Below are 21,077 nucleotides of genomic sequence, written 5' to 3'. Positions count from 1 at the left end.
CGTGCCCGGGCCGCTCGCGCGGCCGGGGGTCACCCCGCTACGGAGTGACCTTCTCGATCTTCACGCTGCCGATGCCCGCGACCGTGCCGCGCGCGTTCACCAGCTGGACCTGGCCGAAGAACTCGCGTCCCTCGGGCGCCGCCGCGGCGGCGGTGACCGAGCCGGACACCGTGGCCGAGGCACCGGTGGCGAGCTTCACCGGGGTGGAGCCGTCCACCGAGACCGTGCCGAGCGCGCTGGAGAAGAAGACGTCCCGGTAGTCGTAGGCGGTCGAGCCCGACGGGACCGCGTAGCCCGCGACCTCGATGGTGTACGTCCCGGCGGCGGGGTTGGCGATGGAGACGGCCTCCTCCGAGTCGCCGTCCGCGGACTGCCCGACGACGGTCCCGGCGGCGTTCTTCACCGTCAGGTCGAGGTCGGCGGCGTTGTCCGAGACGTTGCCGATGACCACGTCGAGCGAGGCCGCGCCCGCGGGCACCTCGACCGTGGTGGTCTGCGTCGCGCCCTCGGTGATGGTCGGCCGCGCGTTCTTGGAGGAACCGAGCGGACCGCCCTTCAGCTTGCCGTCGAGCGCGGCGAACTTGTTCGTCACCTTCCAGGAGGCGGTGGCCGGGGTGCCGACCTTGGCCTCGGGGACGGTCACGACGGCCGGGTCGAAGGCCGCGCCGAGCACGGCGACGTCCAGCTTGTAGGGGTTGTCGAGCAGCGGCGAGGTGCGGCGCGCCTCGACCTCGATCTCCCACACGCCGGGCTGCGGGTCCGCGTACGCGCGCACGTCGGGCTTGCAGCCGTTGCCGTCGAGGTAGTTGTTGTAGCAGTACGGAGTGCTGGTGTTGTCCACCGGGACGCCGTACGGGTGGATCGCGATGAAGCGGGTCTGGCTCTTGTCCTTGAGCCCGCCGATCGCGACCTCCAGGGACGTGGCGCCCTCGGGGACCGTGACGAAGTACGAGGTGGTGCTGTTGCGCTGCACCGAACCCGACGCGGCGTAGGTGTACTTCAGCGGCGACGAGACCACGACGGTCGTCAGGATCTGCTTGTCCACGCCCTCGGTGCGCGGGTCGTCGACCTCCAGGATCGCGCTCTTGAGCCCGGCGGACTCCGGAGCGGCCTGGACCTTGACGGTGACCGGCCGGTTCAGCGGGAGGTTCACCTCGTCCTTGCCGAGGATCCGGAAGGTGTCCCCGGCGTTGTTCGCGAAGGACAGCTCGTGCCACAGGTTGCGGTCCGGGCCCGAGGTACGGGTGACGGTGACGTCGTACGTCTTGCGCTGCCCGGCCTTGAGGCCGCCCTCGCGGTCGTACAGGCCGGTGCCGAAGCCCGGGGTCTTCAGCGCGTAGTCGATCGCGGTGTCGACCGGCGCCTTCACCGTGTAGTCGTGGGCGGTGGCGCCGTCCCGGATGGAGTCCCAGGCGTCCTCGACGTCGATGAGGCCCGCGCCCTCCGCGTACGCCTGGACGCCCTTGATGTGGTGGGCGGTCGAGGTCAGCGCGGTGCGCAGGGCGGCGGGGGTGAGGCTGATGCCCTTCTGCTTCGCGGCGCTCAGCAGCAGCGCGGAGGCGCCCGCGGCCTGCGGGGAGGCCATCGAGGTGCCCTGGAGCATCGAGTAGCCGGCCGGAAGGGTGTAGCCCGCCTCGGCGACCGGGGAGCCCGGCAGCCAGGTCTGGGTGGAGTTGATGGAGGCGCCGGGCGCGCTCAGCGTCGGCGTGAAGCCGCCGTCCTCACGCGGGCCGCGCGAGGAGAAGGGCAGCATGGCGTACTTCTTCTCCACCTGCGAGCCGTAGTTGGCGGCCCAGGTCTCCTTGGAGATGGTCGCGCCGACCGAGATGACCTTGTCGGCCAGGCCCGGGTCGCCGATGGTGTTCGCGCCGGGGCCGGAGTTGCCGGCGGAGATCACCAGCTGGACGCCGTAGGTGTCGATGAGACGCGTGTAGAGCTCGGCGCGCGCGTTGTTGCCGTCGTTGAGCGCGGGCAGACCGCCGATGGACATGTTGACGATGTCCACGCCACGGTTGGCGACGAGGTCGATCATGCCCTCGGTGAGCGCCACGTTGGTGCAGCCGCCGGTCCAGGTGCAGGCACGGGAGGAGACGATCTTCGCGCCGGGCGCGGCGCCGTTCATCTTCCCGCCGAACAGGCCGTTGGCGGAGGTGATGCCCGCGACGTGGGTGCCGTGCTCGGACTCGATGACGCCGATGTTGACGAAGTCGGCCTTCTTGCCGACCCAGGTCCCGCCGTACGGGTCCATGGGGACGTCCTTGCGGATCTCCACGACGAACGGCTGCCGCTCGACGACGTCCGTCGCCGGGTTGTCGGTCCCGAAGTAGCCGATCTGGAAGCCGTCCTTGTACGGCTTCATCGGCGTGTCGTCGGTGAAGTCGTTGTTGTTGTTCAGGTCGACGGTGACCGTGCCCGCCGCCGGGTCGTAGAGCACGCCCCACACGTCGGTGGTGTCACCGTCGCGGTTCGCGTCGCCCGCGGCGTCGCCGCCCGCCGTCGCCGACTCCCGGAACGTGCTGATCTCGTACGAACCCGCGGGCGCCGTCCACGACTTGCCGCCGTAGGTGAAGGCGGGCCCGGCCACCGGGGTGACCATCGGGCGCCAGGTCGCGTCGCTGTCGAGGATCGGGTCGGTCGAGGTGACCCAGTCGACGATCTTGCGCTCGCCGGTGGTGGTCTTCTGCAGGGCGGGGTGGCCCAGGTCGACGCCGGAGTCCAGGATGCCGATGGTGACGCCCCGGCCGTCCGCCTTCGGGTGGTCCTCGACGAAGTCGACCGCGCCCGTCTCGAAGGAGGGGTTGTACGGGTTCGTGGCGGGGGTCTTCTTGCCGGGGCCGGGGTACGTGGCGGCCGTGGAGGTGTTGCTGCCGTGCCGGGCCGTGTCGGCGCTCGGCGTGGGGTCGTCCAGCGCGATCTCCTGGCGCAGGTCGATCCCGTGCACAGAGGAGAGCTTCGCGGCGGCGGCGATGGCCGCGTCCGCCCTGCCCGTGGGGACGGTGGCGCGGACGTAACCGAGCTTGTCGTAACTGCGGCCCACCGAGCCGCCCTTGACGGCGTCCAGCTCCTTCGCGACCTGCTCGGTCTGACCGGGAGCCGTCGCGATCATCATCGTGACGTTCTTGTCGCCGTTGGCCTTGGCCTCGGCGAGGAGGTCGGCGTCGCTCGAACCGAGTTTGGCGGTGGCGGACTTGGTGCCGGGGTCGGCCGTGGGCGCGCTCGCGTCCGCGGAGAAGGCCATGGGTATCGGCCCGGCCGCGGAGAGCGCGGCCACCAGGCCCGCTGCCATGGCCAGGCGGGCCACGCGTCTCGCGCCCGATATAGGTGCGCGCTGAGGGTCGGAGGTCATCTGCATCCCTTGTAGGTAAAGGAACGAGCGTGGAACGGCCGGTTCCGGTGGTTCTTGTGGCACCGGTCGCATCAGTCCGGAATGTGAACCCGGATGACCGCTCAGCTTTACCCAAGGGGCAGTTGTTTGGGGAGAGTTGACCAAGCAAGGAAAGGCGCATGGCGTACTTCCGCCATGCGCCATGCCGTCGATGACGGGCTATGAGGGGATATCTCCGACGACCTGGACGTCTCTCTTTGTCGATTCAGCTCTCTTTTGTGCGCGCGTAGTGGCGGGACGCCTTCGCGCGGTTACCGCAGGCCGCCATCGAGCACCAGCGGCGGGTGCCGTTCCGCGAGGTGTCGAAGAAGTGCAGGACGCACGCCTCGTGCGCGCAGCGGCGGATGCGGTCCGGGGCGGCCCGGAGCAGTTCCAGGTAGTCGCGCGCGGCGAGCCAGGCCGGGCCCCAGGAGGGGTCGTCGAACTCCGGCGTCCCGCCCGGCCCCCGGTCGGTCAGCTTCAGCCGGATCCGCCCGTGCGCGAGGACGGCGTCGACGCGGGCGGCGGCCTCGGCCGGGAACCGGGAGTCCTGTCCGCCGGCCCCTCCGCGGGGGGTGTCGACCGCGGCGCGCAGGGCGTCGCGGGCCTCGAGCGTGTGCCGCAGGACGGTGTCGTCGGCCGGGAAGTCGAGGCCGTTGCCCGCCAGCCACACCGCGAGGCCCCCGGTGTCGGTCAGCAGGTCCCGCACCTCGCCCTCGTGCACCCAGCGGGTGTTGAGCAGGTCGAGCGAGACCGGCTCGCCGGTGAGGGGCCGGGGGTCGGGGCTGGTGGACATGGGGTCTCCCTTCGCTGCTAACCCTTCAAGGTTAGGTCACTGGTTGACGCTCCCGCTTCTAACCTTTAATGTCAATGACAAGGGTTAGCCTCTCGATGGGGCGGCCAACGGCAGAAAGGGACTGTCATGACGCTGCGCACCGGCCACGTCGGCCTGAACGTCACCGACCTCGACCGCTCGCTCGCCTTCTACCGCGACGTCCTCGGATTCGGGGTGCTCGGCGAGGGCAAGGAGGAGGGCGACGGCGGAGAGCGGCGGTACGCGTTCCTCGGGTCCCTGTCCGGGGACGGCCGCCCCGTGCTCACGCTCTGGCAGCAGGCGCGCGGCGGGTTCGACACGGGCCTGGCGGGCCTGCACCACCTCGCGTTCGAGGTCGACACCGTCGAGCGGGTCAGGGAGTACGAGACGGCCCTGCGCGAGGCCGGCGCGACGTTCGCCCACGACGGAGTGGTAGCTCACCGTGAGGGCGCGGCCTCGGGCGGCATCTTCTTCCACGACCCGGACGGCACCCGCCTGGAGATCTTCGCGGCGAGCGGCGCCGAAGAGGCACCGGCACCGAACGCGTCCGCGCCGACCTGCGGTTTCTTCTAGCCCGGGGAGAGGTCATGACGTATCACTCGGGCTCGCGGGCGATCCAGGACCGTGTCGGCGTCCGGGACCTCGCCGATCACGTGGGCCGGTCCGTGGGACAGGGCATCCGCCCGGTGGCCGCCGCCTTCCTCGAACTCCAGCCCATGCTGGTCGTCGGCGCGGCGGCCCCGGGGAGCGGCACGCGGTACGGGGCCGCCGCGGCGGGGAACAGCGGCGTGTGGGCCTCGCTGCTCACCGGGGCGCCGGGATTCGTACGGGCCACCGGCGTCCGGCAGATCTCGGTCGTGGGCGGCCTCCCGGCCGGTGACCCGCTCGCCGACGCTCTCGCCACCCCGGGCACGGCCGTCGGCACCATCGCCCTCGACCCGCGCACCCGTCGCCGCATGCGCCTCAACGGCCGGGCCCGGCCGACCCCGCGCGGCTTCGCGGTCGAGGCCGACCAGGTCTTCTCCAACTGCCCCAAGTACATCCAGAAGAGGCAGACGTACGGGACGGTCACCGGCCGCACGGCGGGCCCACCCCGGCGCGGCAGGGAACTCACCCCCTCGCAACGGGAGTTCGTCGAGGAAGCCGACACCTTCTTCCTCGCCACGGTCCACGCGCACGGCGCCGACGCGAGCCATCGCGGCGGCAACCCCGGCTTCGTACGCGTCGACGCGCCCGGCGAGCTGAGCTGGCGCGACTACCCCGGGAACTCCATGTTCCTGACCCTCGGCAACCTCGCGGCCGACCCGCGGGCCGGTCTGCTCTTCCTGGACTGGACATCGGGATCGGTGCTCCAGCTGACCGGCACGGCCCGCGCGGAGTTCGCCCCCGACGGCGAACGCACCGTCCGCTTCACCCTCGCCGAGGCCGTCGAGACGCCCGCCGCCAGTCCCCTGCGCTGGTCCGCGCCCGCGTACTCGCCGGCGAACCCGTGAACGGGCGGGCGCCACACCCGAATTCACCCCCCCTACCCAGCGAGATGAACACGGAGTGACCGTCCACCGGCCGTTCGGACAGGACTCCATGGACGCCCAGGGCGCGCCGAGATCGACGTACGGTGATCGGCGCCGCCCGTTGCCGCCCAGTTAACGCGCAGGTCATCCCGAGTGCCAACCATCCAGTACGAGCGGGGAGTTCGCCGGTCGAGCACCCCGCGGCCACTGTCGATGCGTTCGCACTCGGGGAGACCGCGCCATGCCGCGCATACGCTCTGTCGCCACCGTACCCGCCCTCGATCGCCGCACCCTGCTGGCTGCAGGCGGAGCGGTGTCCATCTCCGCCGGGATCGGCCTCGCCCTGCGCCCGCAGTCCCCGGCGCACGGGGCGCCGGCCGCGCAGGCTCCGGTCGCCGACTCCGTCGCCCACGCCGGGGGAGAAGCCGCCGCGACCGTTCGGACGGCACCGGCCGCCCTCGTCCCGTACACCCGTGGCACCACACTGACCAGCGTCGCCACGCCGCGCTCCGGGTCCTCCGGGTACCGCCGGCTCGGTACCGGCCCCGGCTGGAAGCGGGTCCTGCGCGACGAACTGGCCGCGGCCAAGACGGGCCGCGCCGACCGGCGCACCACGCTCGCCGCGTTCGTCCAGCTCACCGACATGCATCTGACCGACACCCAGCACCCGCTGCGCGTCGAGTTCCTGCGCTCCCAGAACACGAGCGCCTGGCGTCCCCAGGAGACGCTGACCGTCGCGGGCGCCGTCTCGCTGGTCGAGCGCATCAACTCGCTGCGGGGAGCTCCCGTCACCGGCTCCCCGCTGCACTTCGTCATGACCACCGGGGACAACACGGACAACAACTCCAAGACGGAGCTGGAGTGGTTCCTGAAGGTCATGAGCGGTGGCCGCGTCACCCCGAACAGCGGTGACCCGCGGCACTACGAGGGCGTCCAGGCCAGCGGTCTGAAGACCTACTGGCAGCCCGACGCGGCCCTGCGCGACATCGACAAGCAGATCGGTTTCCCGCGCATCCAGGGCTTCCTGGACGCGGCGATCCGCGAGCTGCGCAGCCCCGGACTGAACCTGCCCTGGTACTCCACCGTCGGCAACCACGACGCGCTCCCGCTCGGCTGCTACGGCTCGCACGGCGACTCGTACCTCACCGACTTCGCCGTCGGCGGCAAGAAGCTGATGTCGCTGAGCGCGGCGGAGTGCGTCGCGATCGCCAAGAGCCTCAAGACGGGCACCAGCCCGAAGGGCGCCGACATGCGCGACCTCCTCAGGGTGCACACCCGGCAGATGCGCTCGGTCACACCCGACGAGAAGCGCGCCCCGTTCACCCCCGCCGAGTACGTCAAGGCGCACCTCGACCCGGCCCACACCGGACCGGGCCCGATCGGCCACGGCTACTCCAGCGCGAACCTCGCCGCGGGCACGCAGTACTACACGTTCCGCATCTCCGAGGACGTCATCGGCATCAGCCTCGACACCACCGACCCCGGCGGTCACTACGAGGGCTCCATCGGCACGGCGCAGATGCGCTGGCTGGAGAAGACACTGCGCGAGAACAGTGACTCGTACGCCGTCGTCTTCAGCCACCACACCAGCAAGTCGATGCACAACACCCACGCCGACCCCGCGCACCCGGCCGAGAGGCGGCACGGCGGGGACGAGCTCGTCGCCCTCCTCGCCGGCTACAGCAACGTCCTCGCCTGGGTGAACGGCCACACCCACAGGAACGAGATCGTCCCGCACGCGGCCTCCGGCAACCGCTCCTTCTGGGAGATCAGCACCGCCTCCCACATCGACTTCCCCCAGCTCGCGCGGATCATCGAGCTGGTGGACAACAAGGACGGCACGCTCTCCCTGTTCACCACCCTCGTCGAGTCCTCGGCCCCGCACACGACGGACTTCTCCGACCTCACCCAGACCGGGCTCGCGGCGCTCTACCGCGAGATCTCCTTCAACACGCCCGGCGCCCGCACCACCCTGGCGGGCACCTCGCGCGACCGCAACACCGAGCTGATCCTCAAGAAGGGGTCAACTACCCGTCGCTAGAGCTCCGGGCTTGCACAGCGGGCGCCACTGGGTGTGGTGCTGCGCTTGCGTCCTGTCCCACGTCCGGTTTCGGCGGTGGGTCTGGGGCGATTGACTGCGCCCCGCAGCGCCACAACTTTTCCGCGCGAGCGCGGATGTTGCGGGAGCTGTTCCGGTCCGCGTGATCGACGAATCCGCAGGACCGGCACGCGAACCAGGCCTGAGAGACCCGGTTCGCCCTGTCGATGTGGCCGCACTCGGCGCAGGTGCGGGAGGTGTACGCCGGATCGACGTACACCACCGGCACCCCCGCCCTGCGGGCCTTGTACGCGATGAACTGCCCCAACTGATGAAAGGCCCAGCTGGAGTGGGTGGCCCTCCCCCACTGCCTAAAGGGCGTGGGAGGTACCCCCAGGCTTGCGAAGCCGTACCCGTTCGCGGATGCCCGTCAGGTCTTCCAGGGCGATTCCGCGGCCGGTGCGTTCTGCCTCGGCCACCACATGTTTCGCGATCTTGTGGTTGATGTCCTTGGCTCGCCGCGATTCCTTGTGCCGCCGCTTTTTCAGTCGGCGCTTGGACGACGGGGTGTTCTTGCGTTGCAGCTTGGTGCGCAGCGTGCGTTCACGCAGCCGTCCCCGGTTCAGTGCACGCCCGGCCATGATCTCGCCGTCGGAGGTGGTGGCGATGTTGGCGATGCCCAGGTCGATGCCGAGAAAGTCCACAAGGTCAGTGTTGGGCTCGGCTTCAGGGACCTCGCAGGTCGCGTTCAAGAACCACATGCCGTCGCGGTACAGCAGATCCGACTCACCCTTGCGGTACAGGGCCAGACGGGCCAACTGCTCGGGTTCGGCGGTGAACGCCACGTTCTTCATCCGCCCCGACAGCGTCCAGATCGACACCGTGCGCCGGGCGGTCTGCCAGGACAGCATCCGGTCGTCGTACGGCTGAGCGCTCTGTGCGCGAAAGACGATCGGTTTCTCGGTGGCCCGCCGATAGCGCCCGGACCCCGGCTTGCCCAGGTTCCCGGCTTTCAGGTTCCCGTTCAGCGTGGCGTACGCGTCACAGGTCTTCTTGATGACGTGTTGGGCAGCCTGCGCACCCAGCCCCCAGCGTTGCTTGATTTCGTCGTACACGTGCTCACGCAGCGCGAAGTTCCGCTTCACGTCTTTGGTGAAGGCGACCTCAGATGCCCAGGTCGCGGCCTCGTTGCAGGCGTGCAGGGTTGCTTCAAACGCCTCCGCTTGCAAGGGCGTCGGCAGAAGCTTCACCTGCATCACCAACTTCACCCGCTCAGGCTAGCGTCCAACATCGTCCTGTATCACCAAAATGAAAACTAAACCCTGACATAGGCGGGAAGTGCAGTATCGTCCACGTTCTGTACGCGCATCTGGCCTTCACCCACCTGACGTTCCTCTTGGAATCTCGCTGAAAATGGCCCAACCTGCCGGGACCGGGCAACCCGCCGACGCGCCCTCGTGTCCCTCCCCCCGACCGAGTCCCACAGCGAGACGGGGAAGACATGAGGGTACGTACGGCACTGGTGGGGGCGATCGTGGCGGGAGTCGCGGTGACGCAGGCGGGCATCGCGGCGGCGGCGCCCGCGAGGGGCGGCCACACACCGACGCGGGGGGCCATGGAGGCGGCCGTGCGCGACGGTGTGCCGGGGGTGACGGCGACGGCCGTGGACCGGCACGGCACGTGGTCCGCCACCGCGGGCGTGGGAGACCTGCGGACCGGCGCACCGCGCTCCACGGCGGACCACTACCGCGTGGGCAGCATCACCAAGACGTTCATCTCCACCGTCCTGCTCCAGCTGGAGGCGGAGAAACGGCTGTCACTGGACGACACCGTGGACACCTGGCTGCCCGGAGTGGTGCGCGGCAACGGCAACGACGGCACGAAGATCACCGTCCGCCAGCTCCTCAACCACACCAGCGGGATCTTCAACTACACCGCCGACGAGGGCTTCGGCGCCAAGTACCTCGCCAAGGACGGATTCCTCCGCCACCGCTACGACACGGTGACACCCGGACAACTCGTCGCCGTCGCCCTGTCCCACAAGCCGGACTTCGAGCCGGGCACGTCCTGGAACTACTCCAACACGAACTACGTCCTGGCCGGCATGGTGATCGAGAAGGTCACCGGCCGTTCCTACGCCTCACAGATCCGCGACCGGATCATCAAGCCCCTCAACCTGCACGCCACGTCGCTGCCGGGCACCCGGGTCACGGTTCCCGGGCCGCACAGCAGGGCGTACTCCAAACTGGCCGAGACGACGACCGGACCGACCTACGACGTCACCGCCCTGAACCCCTCCTGGGGCTCCTCCGCGGGGGAGATGATCTCCGACAGCGCCGACCTGAACCGCTTCTACACGGCCCTCCTGCGGGGCAGGCTCCTGCCACGGGAGCAGCTCGAGGAGATGAAGTCGACGGTCGGCATCGACGGCTTCCCGGACGCGGGCTACGGCCTCGGCCTCCTGGAGCAGAAGCTGAGCTGCGGCGTCCGGATCTGGGGCCATGACGGCGGCATCCACGGCTCGACCTCCGTGGCCGTCACCACCGAGGACGGCCGTCATTCCCTCGCCTTCAACTTCAACGGCGACTGGACGGGTGACGCCGTGGCGGTCGTCGAGGCGGAGTTCTGCGGGACGCGGCCGCCCGCGGCGAGCCCCTCTCCGGGTCTCTCCCCGGGCCTTTCCCGAAGCCTGTCCGAGGGGCTCTAGCCGGCGGCCCCGGCGGCGAAGTCCACCTTCGCCGTCTCGACGGTGTCCCCGCGCCGGCCGGGCGCGCGCTGCTCCTTCCAGTACAGGTTGGTGTGCGCGACGACCTCGGCCGGGGCGGGGGCGCCGTACGCGGTGAGGTCCTCCGTGGTGTGGGCGTCGCCGACCAGCGTGACGTCGTACCCGCGGGTGAAGGCGCCGTGGAGGGTGGAGCGGACGCACATGTCCGTCTGGGCGCCGGTGACCACGACATGGCCGACGGCACGCTCGGCGAGCAGGTCCTCCAGCCCGGTGGCCTCGAAGGAGTCGCCGTAGTTCTTGTGGACGACCGGCTCCCCGTCCTGGCGGACCAGCTCCGGCACGTACTGCCAGGAGTCGCTGCCGTACTTCATGTGATCGTCGGAGTGCTGCACCCAGATGACCGGCACGGCCTCGGCGCGAGCTCTGGCGACCAGTGTGCCGATGTTCGCGATCACCCCCGCGAGGTCGTGGGCGCCGTCCACCGCTCCGTGCTGCATGTCGATCACCAGCAGCGCCGTGTTCGGGCGGTCGGGCAGGGTCGTCATCGCGTTCTCCTGTCTCCTGTCCGGGCCCGTCTTCCGCCCGGCTCGTCGTGGCAGGCGGGTCCGGCCGTGGAACTCCCGCTCGCTCCACAGTAGTTCGGCGCACCGACAACGCCCCCGTAATCAGGGAGAGGGCCCGCTAATCAGGAGAGGGCCCGCGCGAACGGTCCGCGGGCCCTCTCCCTCCCCTCCGGCGCGGCCCGGTCCGTCACTACCGGGGCAGCACCAGGACGTACGCGGCCGGATCGCGGTCGCTCGCGGCCATGAGCGCGGTCCGCACGATCGTGGCCTGCTCCTCCATCGCGTCCCTGAGCCCGCGCGGGGCGATGTGGACGACGGTGATGCCGAGCCGCTCCAGCCGCTCGCGTCTGCGGGCCTGCTCCGAGCGCCCGGCCTCCGCGCCCCGGAGCAGGGGCCGGGTGTCCAGCTCGACCGCCACCGCCTGCTCGGGCCAGTACGCGTCCACACCGCCGAGGTGCGGGCCTCCGGGCAGCCGCAGGCCGACGTTCCAGACCGGGTCGGGCAGCCCGTGGTCGAAGACCATCCGGTACAGACGGTTCTCCGCGATCGCCCTGCCCTCCGCCACCAGCGAGTCCACGGCGTCGATCACGTGCGGGCGGTCGAGCAGCTGGGCCGCCGTCAGCTCCTCCACGACCGAGCGCGGCTCGCACAGGCCGCGGCGCACCGCCTCCGTCAGCAGACCGCGCACGGTCTCCCCGTCGGTCAGCTCCGCGACCGCGTCGGCCAGCGCGCGGGGGACGGCCGCGACCGGGAGTCCGGCCACGAACACGGGGGCCGGCGGCACGGTCGTGCGCACGATGCGGACGCAGCCGGTCGAGCGCAGCCGGCGCATACGGGGGACCAGTACGTCGATCGTGTCGAGGGAGGGCAGCGGCGGGGCGCAGGAGAAGCCGTGCAGGGCCAGCGCCGCCAGGCCGGTGATCAGCGCGTCCGCGGAGGGCCGGGGGGCGGACGGTCCCGCGGAGCCCGGCTGGGCGGGGACGCGGGGCGCCGGGCGGGAGGAAGGGGGACGGGCGGTGTAGAGCAGCGCCGCGTGCAGCCGCTCCTCGGGGGTGGGCGGGCCGGGATGCAGGAGGAAGACGCCGGGAAGGATCCGCTGCCAGGGGCCGCCGGGCCGGCACCGCTCGCCGGCGTCCGCGGCGGTCACGCCGTGGTCGCGCAGCTGGGCGGCGGTCAGGACCCGGTGCTGCACGGGGGACGGGTGGTGCAGGGTGCGGATGGAGAGGGGGGTGCTGTGGTTCATGGACCGGGGATGCCCGCCGGACAGCGGCCTTCTAACCGCTGTTACCCGCCCGTCGGAGAATCGCGACAAACGCTCCCGAAAGCACGGATGTTCGACCACGGAAAGCCGCTGGTCCGGGCGGGCGTTCATAGGGGTTACGGGTCTGAATACCTGCATTTCGTAACCAATGCGCGCATCGGATCAGCCGACCGGTGCGCGCGCCGGGTCGGTCCACCGGCGGGCCCGTCGGCGCGCGCCGGACCGGCACACCGCAGGGGGCACCGGACGCCCGTGGCGCCGGTGCCCCCTGCGGTCAGGTCCGTCCGGGACGGGTGATCAGCCCGCGGCGGCGATGTCGCGGGCCTGCCCCCGCAGTGCCCGCGCCAGGTCGTCCCGCGACTCCAGCACCAGCCGGCGCAGCGCGGGCGGGGCGTCCTCGTGCGCCGCGAGCCACGCGTCCGTGGCCGCCAGGGTCTCCGGGGAGTCCTGGAGCGAGGGGAACAGCCCCCTGACCACGTCCATGCCGATCTGGATGGAGCGCTCCGCCCAGACGCGGTCGATGGCGGCGAAGTACCGCTCGGTGTACGGCGCGAGCAGATCCCGCCGGGACGGCCGGCCGAAGCCGGAGATCGTCGCCTCGACGAGGGCGTTGGACAGCGCGTCGGACTCCACGACGGCCGCCCAGGCCTGGGCCTTGACCTCGGCCGAGGGGCGGGCCGCGAGGCAGCGGACCTGGTGCCGCTTGCCGGACGCCGTGTCGTCGCGGGCGAGTTCGGCGGCGAGGACGGACTCGTCGGCGGCCCCCCGCGCGGCCAGCGGCTCCAGGAACGCCCAGCGCAGCTCCTGGTCGACCTCGAGGCCGTCGATCTCCGCCGTCCCCTCCAGCAGACCCTGGAGCAGCTGGAGATCGGCCTCGCCGGAGGCGACGACGGCGAAGAAGCGGGCCCAGGCGAGCTGGTGCTCGCCGCCCGGCTCGGCGAGCCGCAGCTCCTCCAGCGCGCCCTCGGCGAGCAGCGCCCCGCCCTCTTCGCGCCAGTCGGGCGCCACGTAGTGGACGAGCGCGGAGTCCGCCCAGGCCTGCAGCATCTGGAGGACGCCGATGTCGGACTCGCGGCCCGCGAAGCGCAGCACCAGGGCGATGAAGTCCCGGGCGGGCAGGATCGCGTCGCGCGTGAGGTTCCACAGCGCGGACCAGCACAGGGCCCGGGCGAGCGGGTCGGTGATCTCGCCGAGCGCCTCCCGCAGCGTGGCCAGCGAGTTCTCGTCGAAGCGGATCTTGCAGTACGTGAGGTCGTCGTCGTTGACGAGGACGAGCCCGGGGGCCTCGGCGCCGGCCAGCTCGGTCACGACCGTGCGCGGCCCGTCGACGTCCACCTCGGCGCGCGCGTACCGCACGAGCGGGCCGTCACCCTCGCGCCGGTACAGGCCCACGGCCACGCGGTGCGGGCGCAGTTCGGGGTGGGACTCGGGAGCCTCCTGGAGCACGGACAGCTCGCCGACGCGGCCCTCGGCGTCCAGGATCACCTGCGGGGTCAGCGAGTTGACGCCCGCGGTCTGGAGCCAGGACCGGGACCAGGCGGCCATGTCCCGTCCGCTCGTCTCCTCCAGGGCCGACAGCAGATCGCCGAGGCGGGTGTTCCCGTACGCGTTCCGCTTGAAGTAGCGGCGGGCGCCCTCCAGGAAGGCGTCCTGTCCGGCGTACGCCACCAGCTGCTTGAGGACGGAGGCGCCCTTGGCGTAGGTGATGCCGTCGAAGTTCAGCTTGGCGTCCTGCAGGTCACGGATGTCGGCCGTGATCGGGTGGGTGGACGGGAGCTGGTCGGCGCGGTAGGCCCAGGCCTTGCGGCGGTTGGCGAACGTGATCCAGGCGTCGGTGAAGCGGGTCGCGCCGACGTTCGCGAACGTGCCCATGAAGTCGGCGAAGGACTCCTTCAGCCACAGGTCGTCCCACCAGACCATGGTGACGAGGTCGCCGAACCACATGTGCGCCATCTCGTGCAGGATGACGTTCGCCCGCGCCTCGTACGACGTCTGCGTCACCTTGCCGCGGAAGATGTACTCCTCGCGGAAGGTGACGAGTCCCGGGTTCTCCATCGCGCCGAGGTTGTACTCGGGCACGAACGCCTGGTCGTACTTCCCGAAGGGGTACGGGTAGTCGAAGTGGTCGTGGAAGAAGTCCAGGCCCTGCTTGGTCACCAGGAACACGTCGTCGGCGTCGAAGTGGGAGGCCAGGCCCTTGCGGCACATCGCGCCGAGCGGGATCTCCAGCTTCGTGCCGTCGTCGAAGGTGCGGGAGTAGGAGTCCGTCACGTAGTGGTACGGGCCCGCCACGACCGCGGTGATGTACGTCGAGATCGGCTTCGTCTCGGCGAACTTCCACACGCCGTCCACGAGTTCGCCGACGCCGTTGCTCCAGACGGTCCAGCCCTCGGGGGCCCGTGCCTCGAAGCGGAACGGGGCCTTGAGGTCCGGCTGCTCGAAGTTCGCGAAGACGCGGCGCGAGTCGGCGGGCTCGTACTGCGTGTACAGGTACACCTCGCCGTCCTCGGGGTCGACGAAGCGGTGCATGCCCTCGCCGGTGCGGGAGTAGGCGCACTGCGCGTCCACGACCAGCTCGTTCTCGGCGGCGAGGTCCTCCAGCCGGATCCGGACGCCGTCGAAGACCTCACCGGGGTCGAGGTCCCGGCCGTTGAGCGAGACGGCCGTCACACTCGGCGCGACCAGGTCCGCGAAGCTCGCCGCGCCCGGCTCGGCGCAGCGGAAGCGGAGCGTGGTGACCGAGCGGAACGTGCGGGGCTCCCCGGCCGCCGCGCCGGGTTCCGTCTCCCCGACGGCCGAACGCAGGTCGAGGAAGACGTCGTAGCTGTCCACGGACAGCAATGCCGCCCGTTCCTGGGCCTCGTCGCGGGACAGGTTCTCACCGGGCACGGCTGCACTCCCTCATGGCGTCATAGACATGTGTGAACAGGGCCGATCCTGCCATGCGCTCCTTACGGAGGGTGGCGTGACGACGGCGACACAGGGGAATCCCCATGCGACCCCGCGATCGCACGGATGCTCGGGAATGGGTCAGGTGTTCGCCCGTGTTGCCACGGGAAAGACCGCCTTCCGAGGAGAGCCATGCCCGAGCAGACCGCTCAGACCAGTTCCGGCAAGACCCCCGTCGACTTCTGGTTCGACCCGCTGTGCCCCTGGGCCTGGATGACCTCGCGCTGGGTGCTGGAAGTGGAGAAGGTCCGCGACATCGAGGTCCGCTGGCACATCATGAGCCTGGCCGTCCTGAACGAGCCCAAGCTGGACGAGCTTCCCGACCACTACCGCGAGATGCTCGCGACCACGGCGTGGCAGCCCGTCCGGGTGGTCACCGCCGCCTGGCAGAAGCACGGCGAGGACGTCCTCGGCCCGCTGTACACCGCGCTCGGCACCCGCTTCCACAACGACGGCCTGGGCGCGACCAAGGAGGCGATCGCCGGCGCCCTCGAAGAGGTGGGGCTGCCCGCCGACCTGATCGACTACGCCGACCAGGAGGACTTCGAGTTCGACGCCGAGCTGCGCGCCTCCCACAAGGAGGGCATCGACAAGGTCGGCCAGGACGTCGGCACGCCGGTCATCGCCGTGCCCGGCTCCGACGGCGAGCAGCTCGCCTTCTTCGGCCCGGTCGTCACCCCGGCCCCCAAGGGCGAGGAGGCCGCCAAGCTCTGGGACGGCACGCTCATGGTCGCCTCGGTGCCGGGCTTCTACGAGATCAAGCGCACGCGTACGGCGGGACCGGACTTCAGCAACCTGTAGGCCTTCCGGTCGTCCGGACGAGAACCGGCCCCGCGGGCGCGTGCGCCCGCGGGGCCGATCGCGGGACGAAACGGTCCGCCGCGCCCGGGACTTCCCGTGGCGCGCCCACGGACCCGGCCCGACCTGGATACTGCGGCTTCATGAGTACTACGAGCCGCCGCACGACCCTCCTCCTGGTCCGGCACGGGCAGACCGTCTGGCACGCCGAGAACCGCTACGCCGGAGTGAGCGACATCCAGCTCACCGAGGAGGGCCGCGCCCAGGCGGAGGCCCTCGGCCGCTGGGCCGCCGCGAACCCCGTCGACGCGGTCTGGACCTCGACCATGTCCCGGGCCGTCGCCACCGCCGAGCCCGCGTGCCGCGCCCTCGGGCTGGTCGCACGGCGCGAACCCACCCTGCGTGAATGCGACTTCGGGGTGCTGGAGGGCCGCACGCTCGCCGAGTTCGAACGGGAGAACCCGGCCCGCGCCAAGGCGTACCGTGCCGATCCGGTGTCCTACCCCTTCCCCGAGGCGGAGGATCCGCGCACGGCGGCGGCCCGGGGAACGCACGCCCTGCGCCGCATCGCCGAGGCCCACCCCGGCGAACGCGTCCTGGTCGTCGCCCACAACACCCTGCTGCGCCTGGTGCTGTGCACCGTCCTGTCCATCCCGCTGGGCGAGTACCGCCGGGTCCTGCCGAGCCTGCGCAACGCGGCGGTCACCGAACTCCGGATGGAGGACGGGGCGGCCGCCCTGGTCTCGCTCAACGTGCCGTGCGGACCGTGACGGAACGGCCCCCGCGAGGGGTTTCCCCGCGGGGGCCGTCCCGGTGCTCGTCGGGCGGGGGCGTCAGCCGGCCACCGACGTGTAGTGCGAGGCGTCGCCCTCGACCGAGTGGCTCCGCGTGCCGTCGATGCCGACCGGCACGTCACCGGCGACCGTCACCCGGTTCAGCCGACGGGGCAGGCCGTCGTAGTTGTCGATCGCGTAGTGCTGGGTGATCCGGTTGTCGAACAGCACGAGCTGGTTCGGGGACCAGCGCCAGCGCAGGACGTTCTCGGGCCGGGTGACGTACGCCTGGAGCAGGTCGAGGATCTTGCGGGACTCGCCCACCGACAGTCCGACGATCCGCTGCGCGAACCCGCCGATGAACAGGCCGCGTTCACCGGTCAGCGGGTGGACCCGGACGACCGGGTGCGCGGTGCGGAACGTGATGGAGGTGAACTGGGCCCGCTGCGCGGCCTGCTCCTCGTCGATGTTCTCGTCCGGTACCGCGTAGTCGTAGTCGTTGGTGTGCTCGGCCCACAGGGTGTCGGCGAACGCCCGGAGCGGTTCGGGCAGATCGCGGTAGGCGGCCGCGGCGTTGGCGATGAGCGTCTCGCCGCCGTACGGCGGGATCGTGATGCTGCGCAGGGTGCTGGCCTGGGGCGGGTTGAGCACGAAGGTCACGTCGGTGTGCCAGTGGTTGGCGCGGCCCCGCTCGCTGTCGACGGGCAGCACGTTCGGGGCGCCGTCCACGGCGGGCACGGTGGGGTGCGCGGTGGTGAGGTCGCCGAAGTGGCGGGCGAAGGCCTGCTGGCCCTCGTCGTCCAGGTCGACGTCGTCGAAGACCAGCGCCTTGTGCTCGTTGAGGGCGGTGCGCAGGGCGGCGACGGTGATGTCGTCCAGGGGCTTGGAGACGTCGACGCCCAGGACACGGGCGCCTATGTGCGCGGTGACCTTCTGAATCTCGATGTCCGTCATGGGATGCGGGTCCTTTCGGCTGGGCGGTTCGGGGGAGGTGCGGTCGGGTTCAGGCGACGGCGGTCGCGTTCACGGACGCGGTCGCCGGGGTGGGTGCGGGGACGGTGGGCGCGGTCGCGTACCGGTTGGCCGGGCGCGGCAGCCCGTAGCGTTCGCGCAGGGTCTGCCGGGGGCCGTACTCCCGGCGGAGCAGGCCCCGCTCGCGCAGGATCGGCACGACGTGGTCCACGAAGAGGCCGAGGCCGGACGGCAGCACGGCGGGCATGATGTTGAAGCCGTCGGCGGCGCCGCCGCGGAACCACTCCTCGATCGTGTCGGCGACCTGTTCGGGCGTTCCGGCGAAGGTCAGGTGGCCCCGCCCGCCGCCGAGCCGGCCGATCAGCTCGCGGACGGTCAGCCGCTCGCTCCGGGCGAGCTCCACGACGAGGGTGTAGCGGCTCTTGGCCCCCTCGATCGCGCTCTCCGGCGGCAGGCCGTCGGGCAGCGGCGCGTCGAGGGCGAGCGTGCCGGGCTCCAGGTGGAGCAGGTGCTCCAGCCGGTTCAGCCCGTGCTCGTACACGATGTGGTCCTCCAGGACCCGCTCGTGGGCGCGCGCCTCCGCCTCGGTCGAGCCGACGACCGGGACGATGCCGGGCAGGACCTTGATGTGGTCCGGGTTCCGGCCGGCCCGCCCGGTACGGGACTTGAGGTCGGCGTAGAACTCCTGGGCGCCCGCGAGGGTCTGCTGGGCGGTGAACACCGCCTCCGCGTACCGGGCCGCGAACCGTTTGCCGTCCTCGGAGGAGCCCGCCTGCACGAGGAGGGGGTGACCCTGCGGTGTGCGGGGCACGTTGAGGGCGCCCTCCACGCTGAAGTACGTCCCCCTGTGACGCGCGGGATGGATCTTGCCGGGGTCGCCCCAGACGCCCGCCGCCTTGTCGGCGACGACGAGGTCGTCCTCCCAGCTGTCCCAGAGCTTGAGCGCCACGTCCAGGAACTCGGCGGCGCGCTCGTACCGGGTGGCGTGCGCGGGCTCGTCCTCGAGACCGAAGTTGCGGGCGGCCTCCGCGCCCGCGGTGGTCACGATGTTCCAGCCCGCCCGGCCGCCGCTGATGTGGTCGAGGGAGGCGAGTCTGCGGGCCAGGTTGTAGGGGGAGTTGTAGGACGTGGAGGCGGTGGCGATCAGGCCGATGTGCTCGGTGGCGGTGGCCAGCGCGGTGAGCAGGGTGATGGGTTCGAGCGCCCCGGAGGGGCGTTGGCCCACGCTGTTGAACAGGACCGGGCCGTCGGCGAGGAAGAGCGAGTCGAAGGTGCCGCGTTCGGCGATCCGCGCGAGACGCAGGTAGTGGTCCGTCTCGACGTGGGCGTACGGGTCGCTCTCCGGGAGCCGCCAGGAGGCCTCGTGGTGCCCGGTGTTCATCAGGAAGGCGTTGAGGTGGAGCCGACGCGGGCTGGTCACGGGTGCTTCTCCTTCCGGTGTGCGGACGTGCCGTGCCCGGCGCCGTCGTCCGCCGCCGCGTCCGGTCCGGTCGCGGGGCGTTCCGTCGTCCCGGGCTCCGTCCTCGCCGTCGTCCCCGTCACGTCCTCGGTCACCCCGAGGGCGTTCAGCAGCCGTTCGCGGTATTCGCCGAGCAGGGGGTCGCGGTACGAGCGGGGGTGCGGGCGGTCGATGGACAGGTCGAGGCCGATGCGGCCGTGGTCGAGCACGAGCACCCGGTCGGCCAGCACGATCGCCTCGTCCACGTCGTGCGTGACGAGCAGCACGGACGGCCGGTGGCGTTCCCACAGTTCGCGCAGCAGCACGTGCATCCGGATCCGGGTGAGCGCGTCCAGTGCTCCGAACGGTTCGTCGGCCAGGAGCAGTTCGGGCTCGCGGACCAGGGAGCGGGCCAGGGCGGCGCGTTGTGCCTCGCCGCCGGACAGCTCGTTCGGCCAGGCCCGTTCACGTCCCGCGAGCCCCACCTCGGCGAGGGCGGCGCGGCCCCTTGCCGCGGCCTCCCGGCCGTCCGTGCCCAGCAGGACGTTGTCGAGGACGCGGCGCCAGGGGAGCAGCCGGGAGTCCTGGAAGACGACGGACACCCTTTCCGGGGCGGTGAGTTCTCCGCTCCCGGCGACGTCGTGGTCGAGGCCGGCGATGGCGCGCAGCAGCGTGCTCTTGCCGGAGCCGCTGTGGCCGAGCAGGGCGGTGAACTGGCCCGCCGGAAGGTCGAGGTCGATGCCGTCGAGCACCGTGCGGCCCTCGAACGACCTGGTGAGCCCGCGCAGGCGGACCGTGTGGGAGCGGTTCAGCTGCTGAGTGTGCGTCGCCACGACAGCACCTTTCGTTCGACGAGACGAACCGCGCTGTCGGAGACGAGCCCGAAGATGCCGTAGATCAGCAGGCCGACGAGGATGATGTCGGTCCGGCCGTAGTTCTGGGCCTGGAACATCATGTAGCCGAGGCCGCTGGTGGCGTTGATCTGCTCCAGGACGACCAGGGAGAGCCAGGAGCCGGTCACCCCGAGCCGCAGCCCGACGAAGAAGCCGGGCAGCGCGCCGGGGATCACGATCTGGCGGATGAAGCGGATCCTCGACAGCCCCTGGACCTCGGCGAGTTCCACGAACCGGTTGTCGATGCCGGACAGGGCGGAGTGCAGGTTCAGATAGATCGGGATGTAGACGACGATGGCGATGATCGCGATCTTGAAGGTCTCGCCGATGCCCAGCCAGAGGATGAACAGCGGGATCAGACCGAGGGTCGGGATCGCCCGGTTGAGCTGGACGGTCCCGTCGATCAGCGCCTCCCCGACCCGGCTGAGCCCGGAGGCGAGGGCGAGGACGACACCGGCGGTCAGGCCGAACGCGAACCCGTACCCCGCGCGCTCCAGCGACGTCAGCACATCGGTCGGCAGCGTGCCGTCGGTCCACAGGTCACCGGTGGTCCTCAGCACCGTCCAGGGCGCGGGGATCGCGCCGGGATCCAGCTGTCCGGCGGCGGACGCGACGGCCCACAGGGCCAGGAACAGCACCGGACCGACGAGCCGGGAGGCGGGCAGTCGCTTGCCGGGCGCGAGGGTGCGGCGCCGGGTCCGGGGAGCCCGCCGGAACGGACGGCCGCCGGCCCCGCCGGACGTCTCCGTACCGGCCGCCTCCGCCGCGACCGGTACGACCGGTACGGCCGGGGGCGGCTCGGTGCCGACGCCGGCGGGCGGCGCGGCGGCGGAGGCCGGGGCGGTGCCGTCCGCGGTCGCGGCCGAGACGGGCGGGGGCGTGGTGCCGGCCGCGACCGCGGCGGGCGTGGACCCGGTAGTGGACCCGGTAGTGGACCCGGTCGTGGACCGGTCCTCGGTGGAGGTCCTGCTCGTCATG

At 71.4% G+C, this 21,077-nt stretch carries 14 protein-coding genes and 2 pseudogenes; 6 read left to right on the top strand and 10 right to left on the bottom strand.

Annotation, left to right across the window (positions count from 1 at the left end; genetic code table 11):
* Positions 1-37: 37 nt before the first annotated feature.
* Complete coding sequence (locus ACICHK_RS14965) at positions 38-3,346, bottom strand: S8 family serine peptidase (RefSeq protein ID WP_406841223.1); 3,309 nt, start codon at positions 3,344-3,346, stop codon at positions 38-40.
* Between the two features lie 244 nt (positions 3,347-3,590).
* A complete protein-coding gene (locus ACICHK_RS14960) occupies positions 3,591-4,160 on the bottom strand; it encodes a CGNR zinc finger domain-containing protein (RefSeq protein WP_406837285.1) in 570 nt (189 codons plus the stop codon).
* A gap of 126 nt (positions 4,161-4,286) precedes the next feature.
* Here ACICHK_RS14960 and ACICHK_RS14955 point away from each other — a divergent pair, with 126 nt between their 5' ends.
* The 3 genes from ACICHK_RS14955 to ACICHK_RS14945 all read left to right on the top strand — a co-directional run bounded on the left by ACICHK_RS14955 (position 4,287) and on the right by ACICHK_RS14945 (position 7,730).
* The gene (locus tag ACICHK_RS14955) at positions 4,287-4,751 is read left to right on the top strand and encodes a VOC family protein (protein WP_406837284.1); all 465 of its coding nucleotides are present in this window, start codon (positions 4,287-4,289) and stop codon (positions 4,749-4,751) included.
* Positions 4,752-4,765: 14 nt separating this feature from the next.
* A complete protein-coding gene (locus ACICHK_RS14950; protein ID WP_406837283.1) occupies positions 4,766-5,671 on the top strand; it encodes a pyridoxamine 5'-phosphate oxidase family protein in 906 nt (301 codons plus the stop codon).
* A 259-nt stretch (positions 5,672-5,930) separates the two neighbouring features.
* Positions 5,931-7,730, top strand: a complete 1,800-nt coding sequence (locus tag ACICHK_RS14945; RefSeq protein WP_406837282.1) for a TIGR03767 family metallophosphoesterase — start codon at positions 5,931-5,933, stop codon at positions 7,728-7,730.
* Here ACICHK_RS14945 and ACICHK_RS14940 read toward each other — a convergent pair.
* A pseudogene (locus ACICHK_RS14940) lies at positions 7,727-8,995 on the bottom strand (RNA-guided endonuclease InsQ/TnpB family protein). The gene ACICHK_RS14945 and the pseudogene ACICHK_RS14940 sit on opposite strands and share 4 nt — an antisense overlap.
* 233 nt (positions 8,996-9,228) lie before the next feature.
* Between ACICHK_RS14940 and ACICHK_RS14935 the strand changes: the two are divergent.
* Positions 9,229-10,434, top strand: coding sequence for a serine hydrolase domain-containing protein (locus tag ACICHK_RS14935; RefSeq protein ID WP_406837281.1), 1,206 nt, complete (start codon positions 9,229-9,231; stop codon positions 10,432-10,434).
* Here the strand turns inward: ACICHK_RS14935 and ACICHK_RS14930 are convergent.
* The 3 genes from ACICHK_RS14930 to pepN all read right to left on the bottom strand — a co-directional run bounded on the left by ACICHK_RS14930 (position 10,431) and on the right by pepN (position 15,165).
* Positions 10,431-10,997: a cysteine hydrolase family protein gene (locus ACICHK_RS14930; RefSeq protein ID WP_406837280.1), complete on the bottom strand. Its 567-nt coding sequence runs from the start codon at positions 10,995-10,997 to the stop codon at positions 10,431-10,433. The two genes, ACICHK_RS14935 and ACICHK_RS14930, sit on opposite strands and share 4 nt — an antisense overlap.
* Before the next feature lie 208 nt (positions 10,998-11,205).
* Positions 11,206-12,258, bottom strand: coding sequence for a hypothetical protein (locus tag ACICHK_RS14925; RefSeq protein ID WP_406837279.1), 1,053 nt, complete (start codon positions 12,256-12,258; stop codon positions 11,206-11,208).
* A gap of 315 nt (positions 12,259-12,573) precedes the next feature.
* Positions 12,574-15,165 (bottom strand): aminopeptidase N, encoded by a 2,592-nt coding sequence (gene pepN / locus ACICHK_RS14920; protein ID WP_406837278.1) that lies wholly within the window; start codon positions 15,163-15,165, stop codon positions 12,574-12,576.
* A 192-nt stretch (positions 15,166-15,357) separates the two neighbouring features.
* On the opposite strand from pepN, the gene ACICHK_RS14915 reads away from it, so the two are divergent.
* Positions 15,358-16,026 carry a DsbA family protein gene (locus ACICHK_RS14915; protein ID WP_406837277.1) on the top strand — a complete coding sequence of 223 codons (669 nt, stop codon included), beginning with the start codon at positions 15,358-15,360 and terminating at the stop codon, positions 16,024-16,026.
* Positions 16,027-16,166: 140 nt separating this feature from the next.
* Positions 16,167-16,793, top strand: a complete 627-nt coding sequence (locus ACICHK_RS14910) for a histidine phosphatase family protein (protein ID WP_406837276.1) — start codon at positions 16,167-16,169, stop codon at positions 16,791-16,793.
* Between the two features lie 63 nt (positions 16,794-16,856).
* On the opposite strand, the gene ACICHK_RS14905 is transcribed toward ACICHK_RS14910, so the two are convergent.
* The 4 genes and pseudogenes from ACICHK_RS14905 to ACICHK_RS14890 form a co-directional block, all read right to left on the bottom strand.
* The gene (locus ACICHK_RS14905) at positions 16,857-17,750 is read right to left on the bottom strand and encodes a TauD/TfdA dioxygenase family protein (RefSeq protein ID WP_406837275.1); all 894 of its coding nucleotides are present in this window, start codon (positions 17,748-17,750) and stop codon (positions 16,857-16,859) included.
* Positions 17,751-17,799: 49 nt separating this feature from the next.
* Positions 17,800-19,188 carry an LLM class flavin-dependent oxidoreductase gene (locus ACICHK_RS14900; RefSeq protein WP_406837274.1) on the bottom strand — a complete coding sequence of 463 codons (1,389 nt, stop codon included), beginning with the start codon at positions 19,186-19,188 and terminating at the stop codon, positions 17,800-17,802.
* Between the two features lie 116 nt (positions 19,189-19,304).
* Positions 19,305-20,039, bottom strand: a pseudogene (locus tag ACICHK_RS14895) (ABC transporter ATP-binding protein); the annotation flags it as partial.
* Positions 20,015-21,076 carry an ABC transporter permease gene (locus tag ACICHK_RS14890; RefSeq protein ID WP_406837273.1) on the bottom strand — a complete coding sequence of 354 codons (1,062 nt, stop codon included), beginning with the start codon at positions 21,074-21,076 and terminating at the stop codon, positions 20,015-20,017. The pseudogene ACICHK_RS14895 and the gene ACICHK_RS14890, both read right to left, overlap by 25 nt.
* Between the last annotated feature and the right edge of the window lies 1 nt (position 21,077).

The sequence above is a fragment of the Streptomyces sp. AHU1 genome, from assembly GCF_045343905.1.
In the GTDB taxonomy this organism is placed as follows: domain Bacteria; phylum Actinomycetota; class Actinomycetes; order Streptomycetales; family Streptomycetaceae; genus Streptomyces; species Streptomyces triticiradicis.
This window is presented reverse-complemented; position numbering and strand designations above follow the sequence as displayed.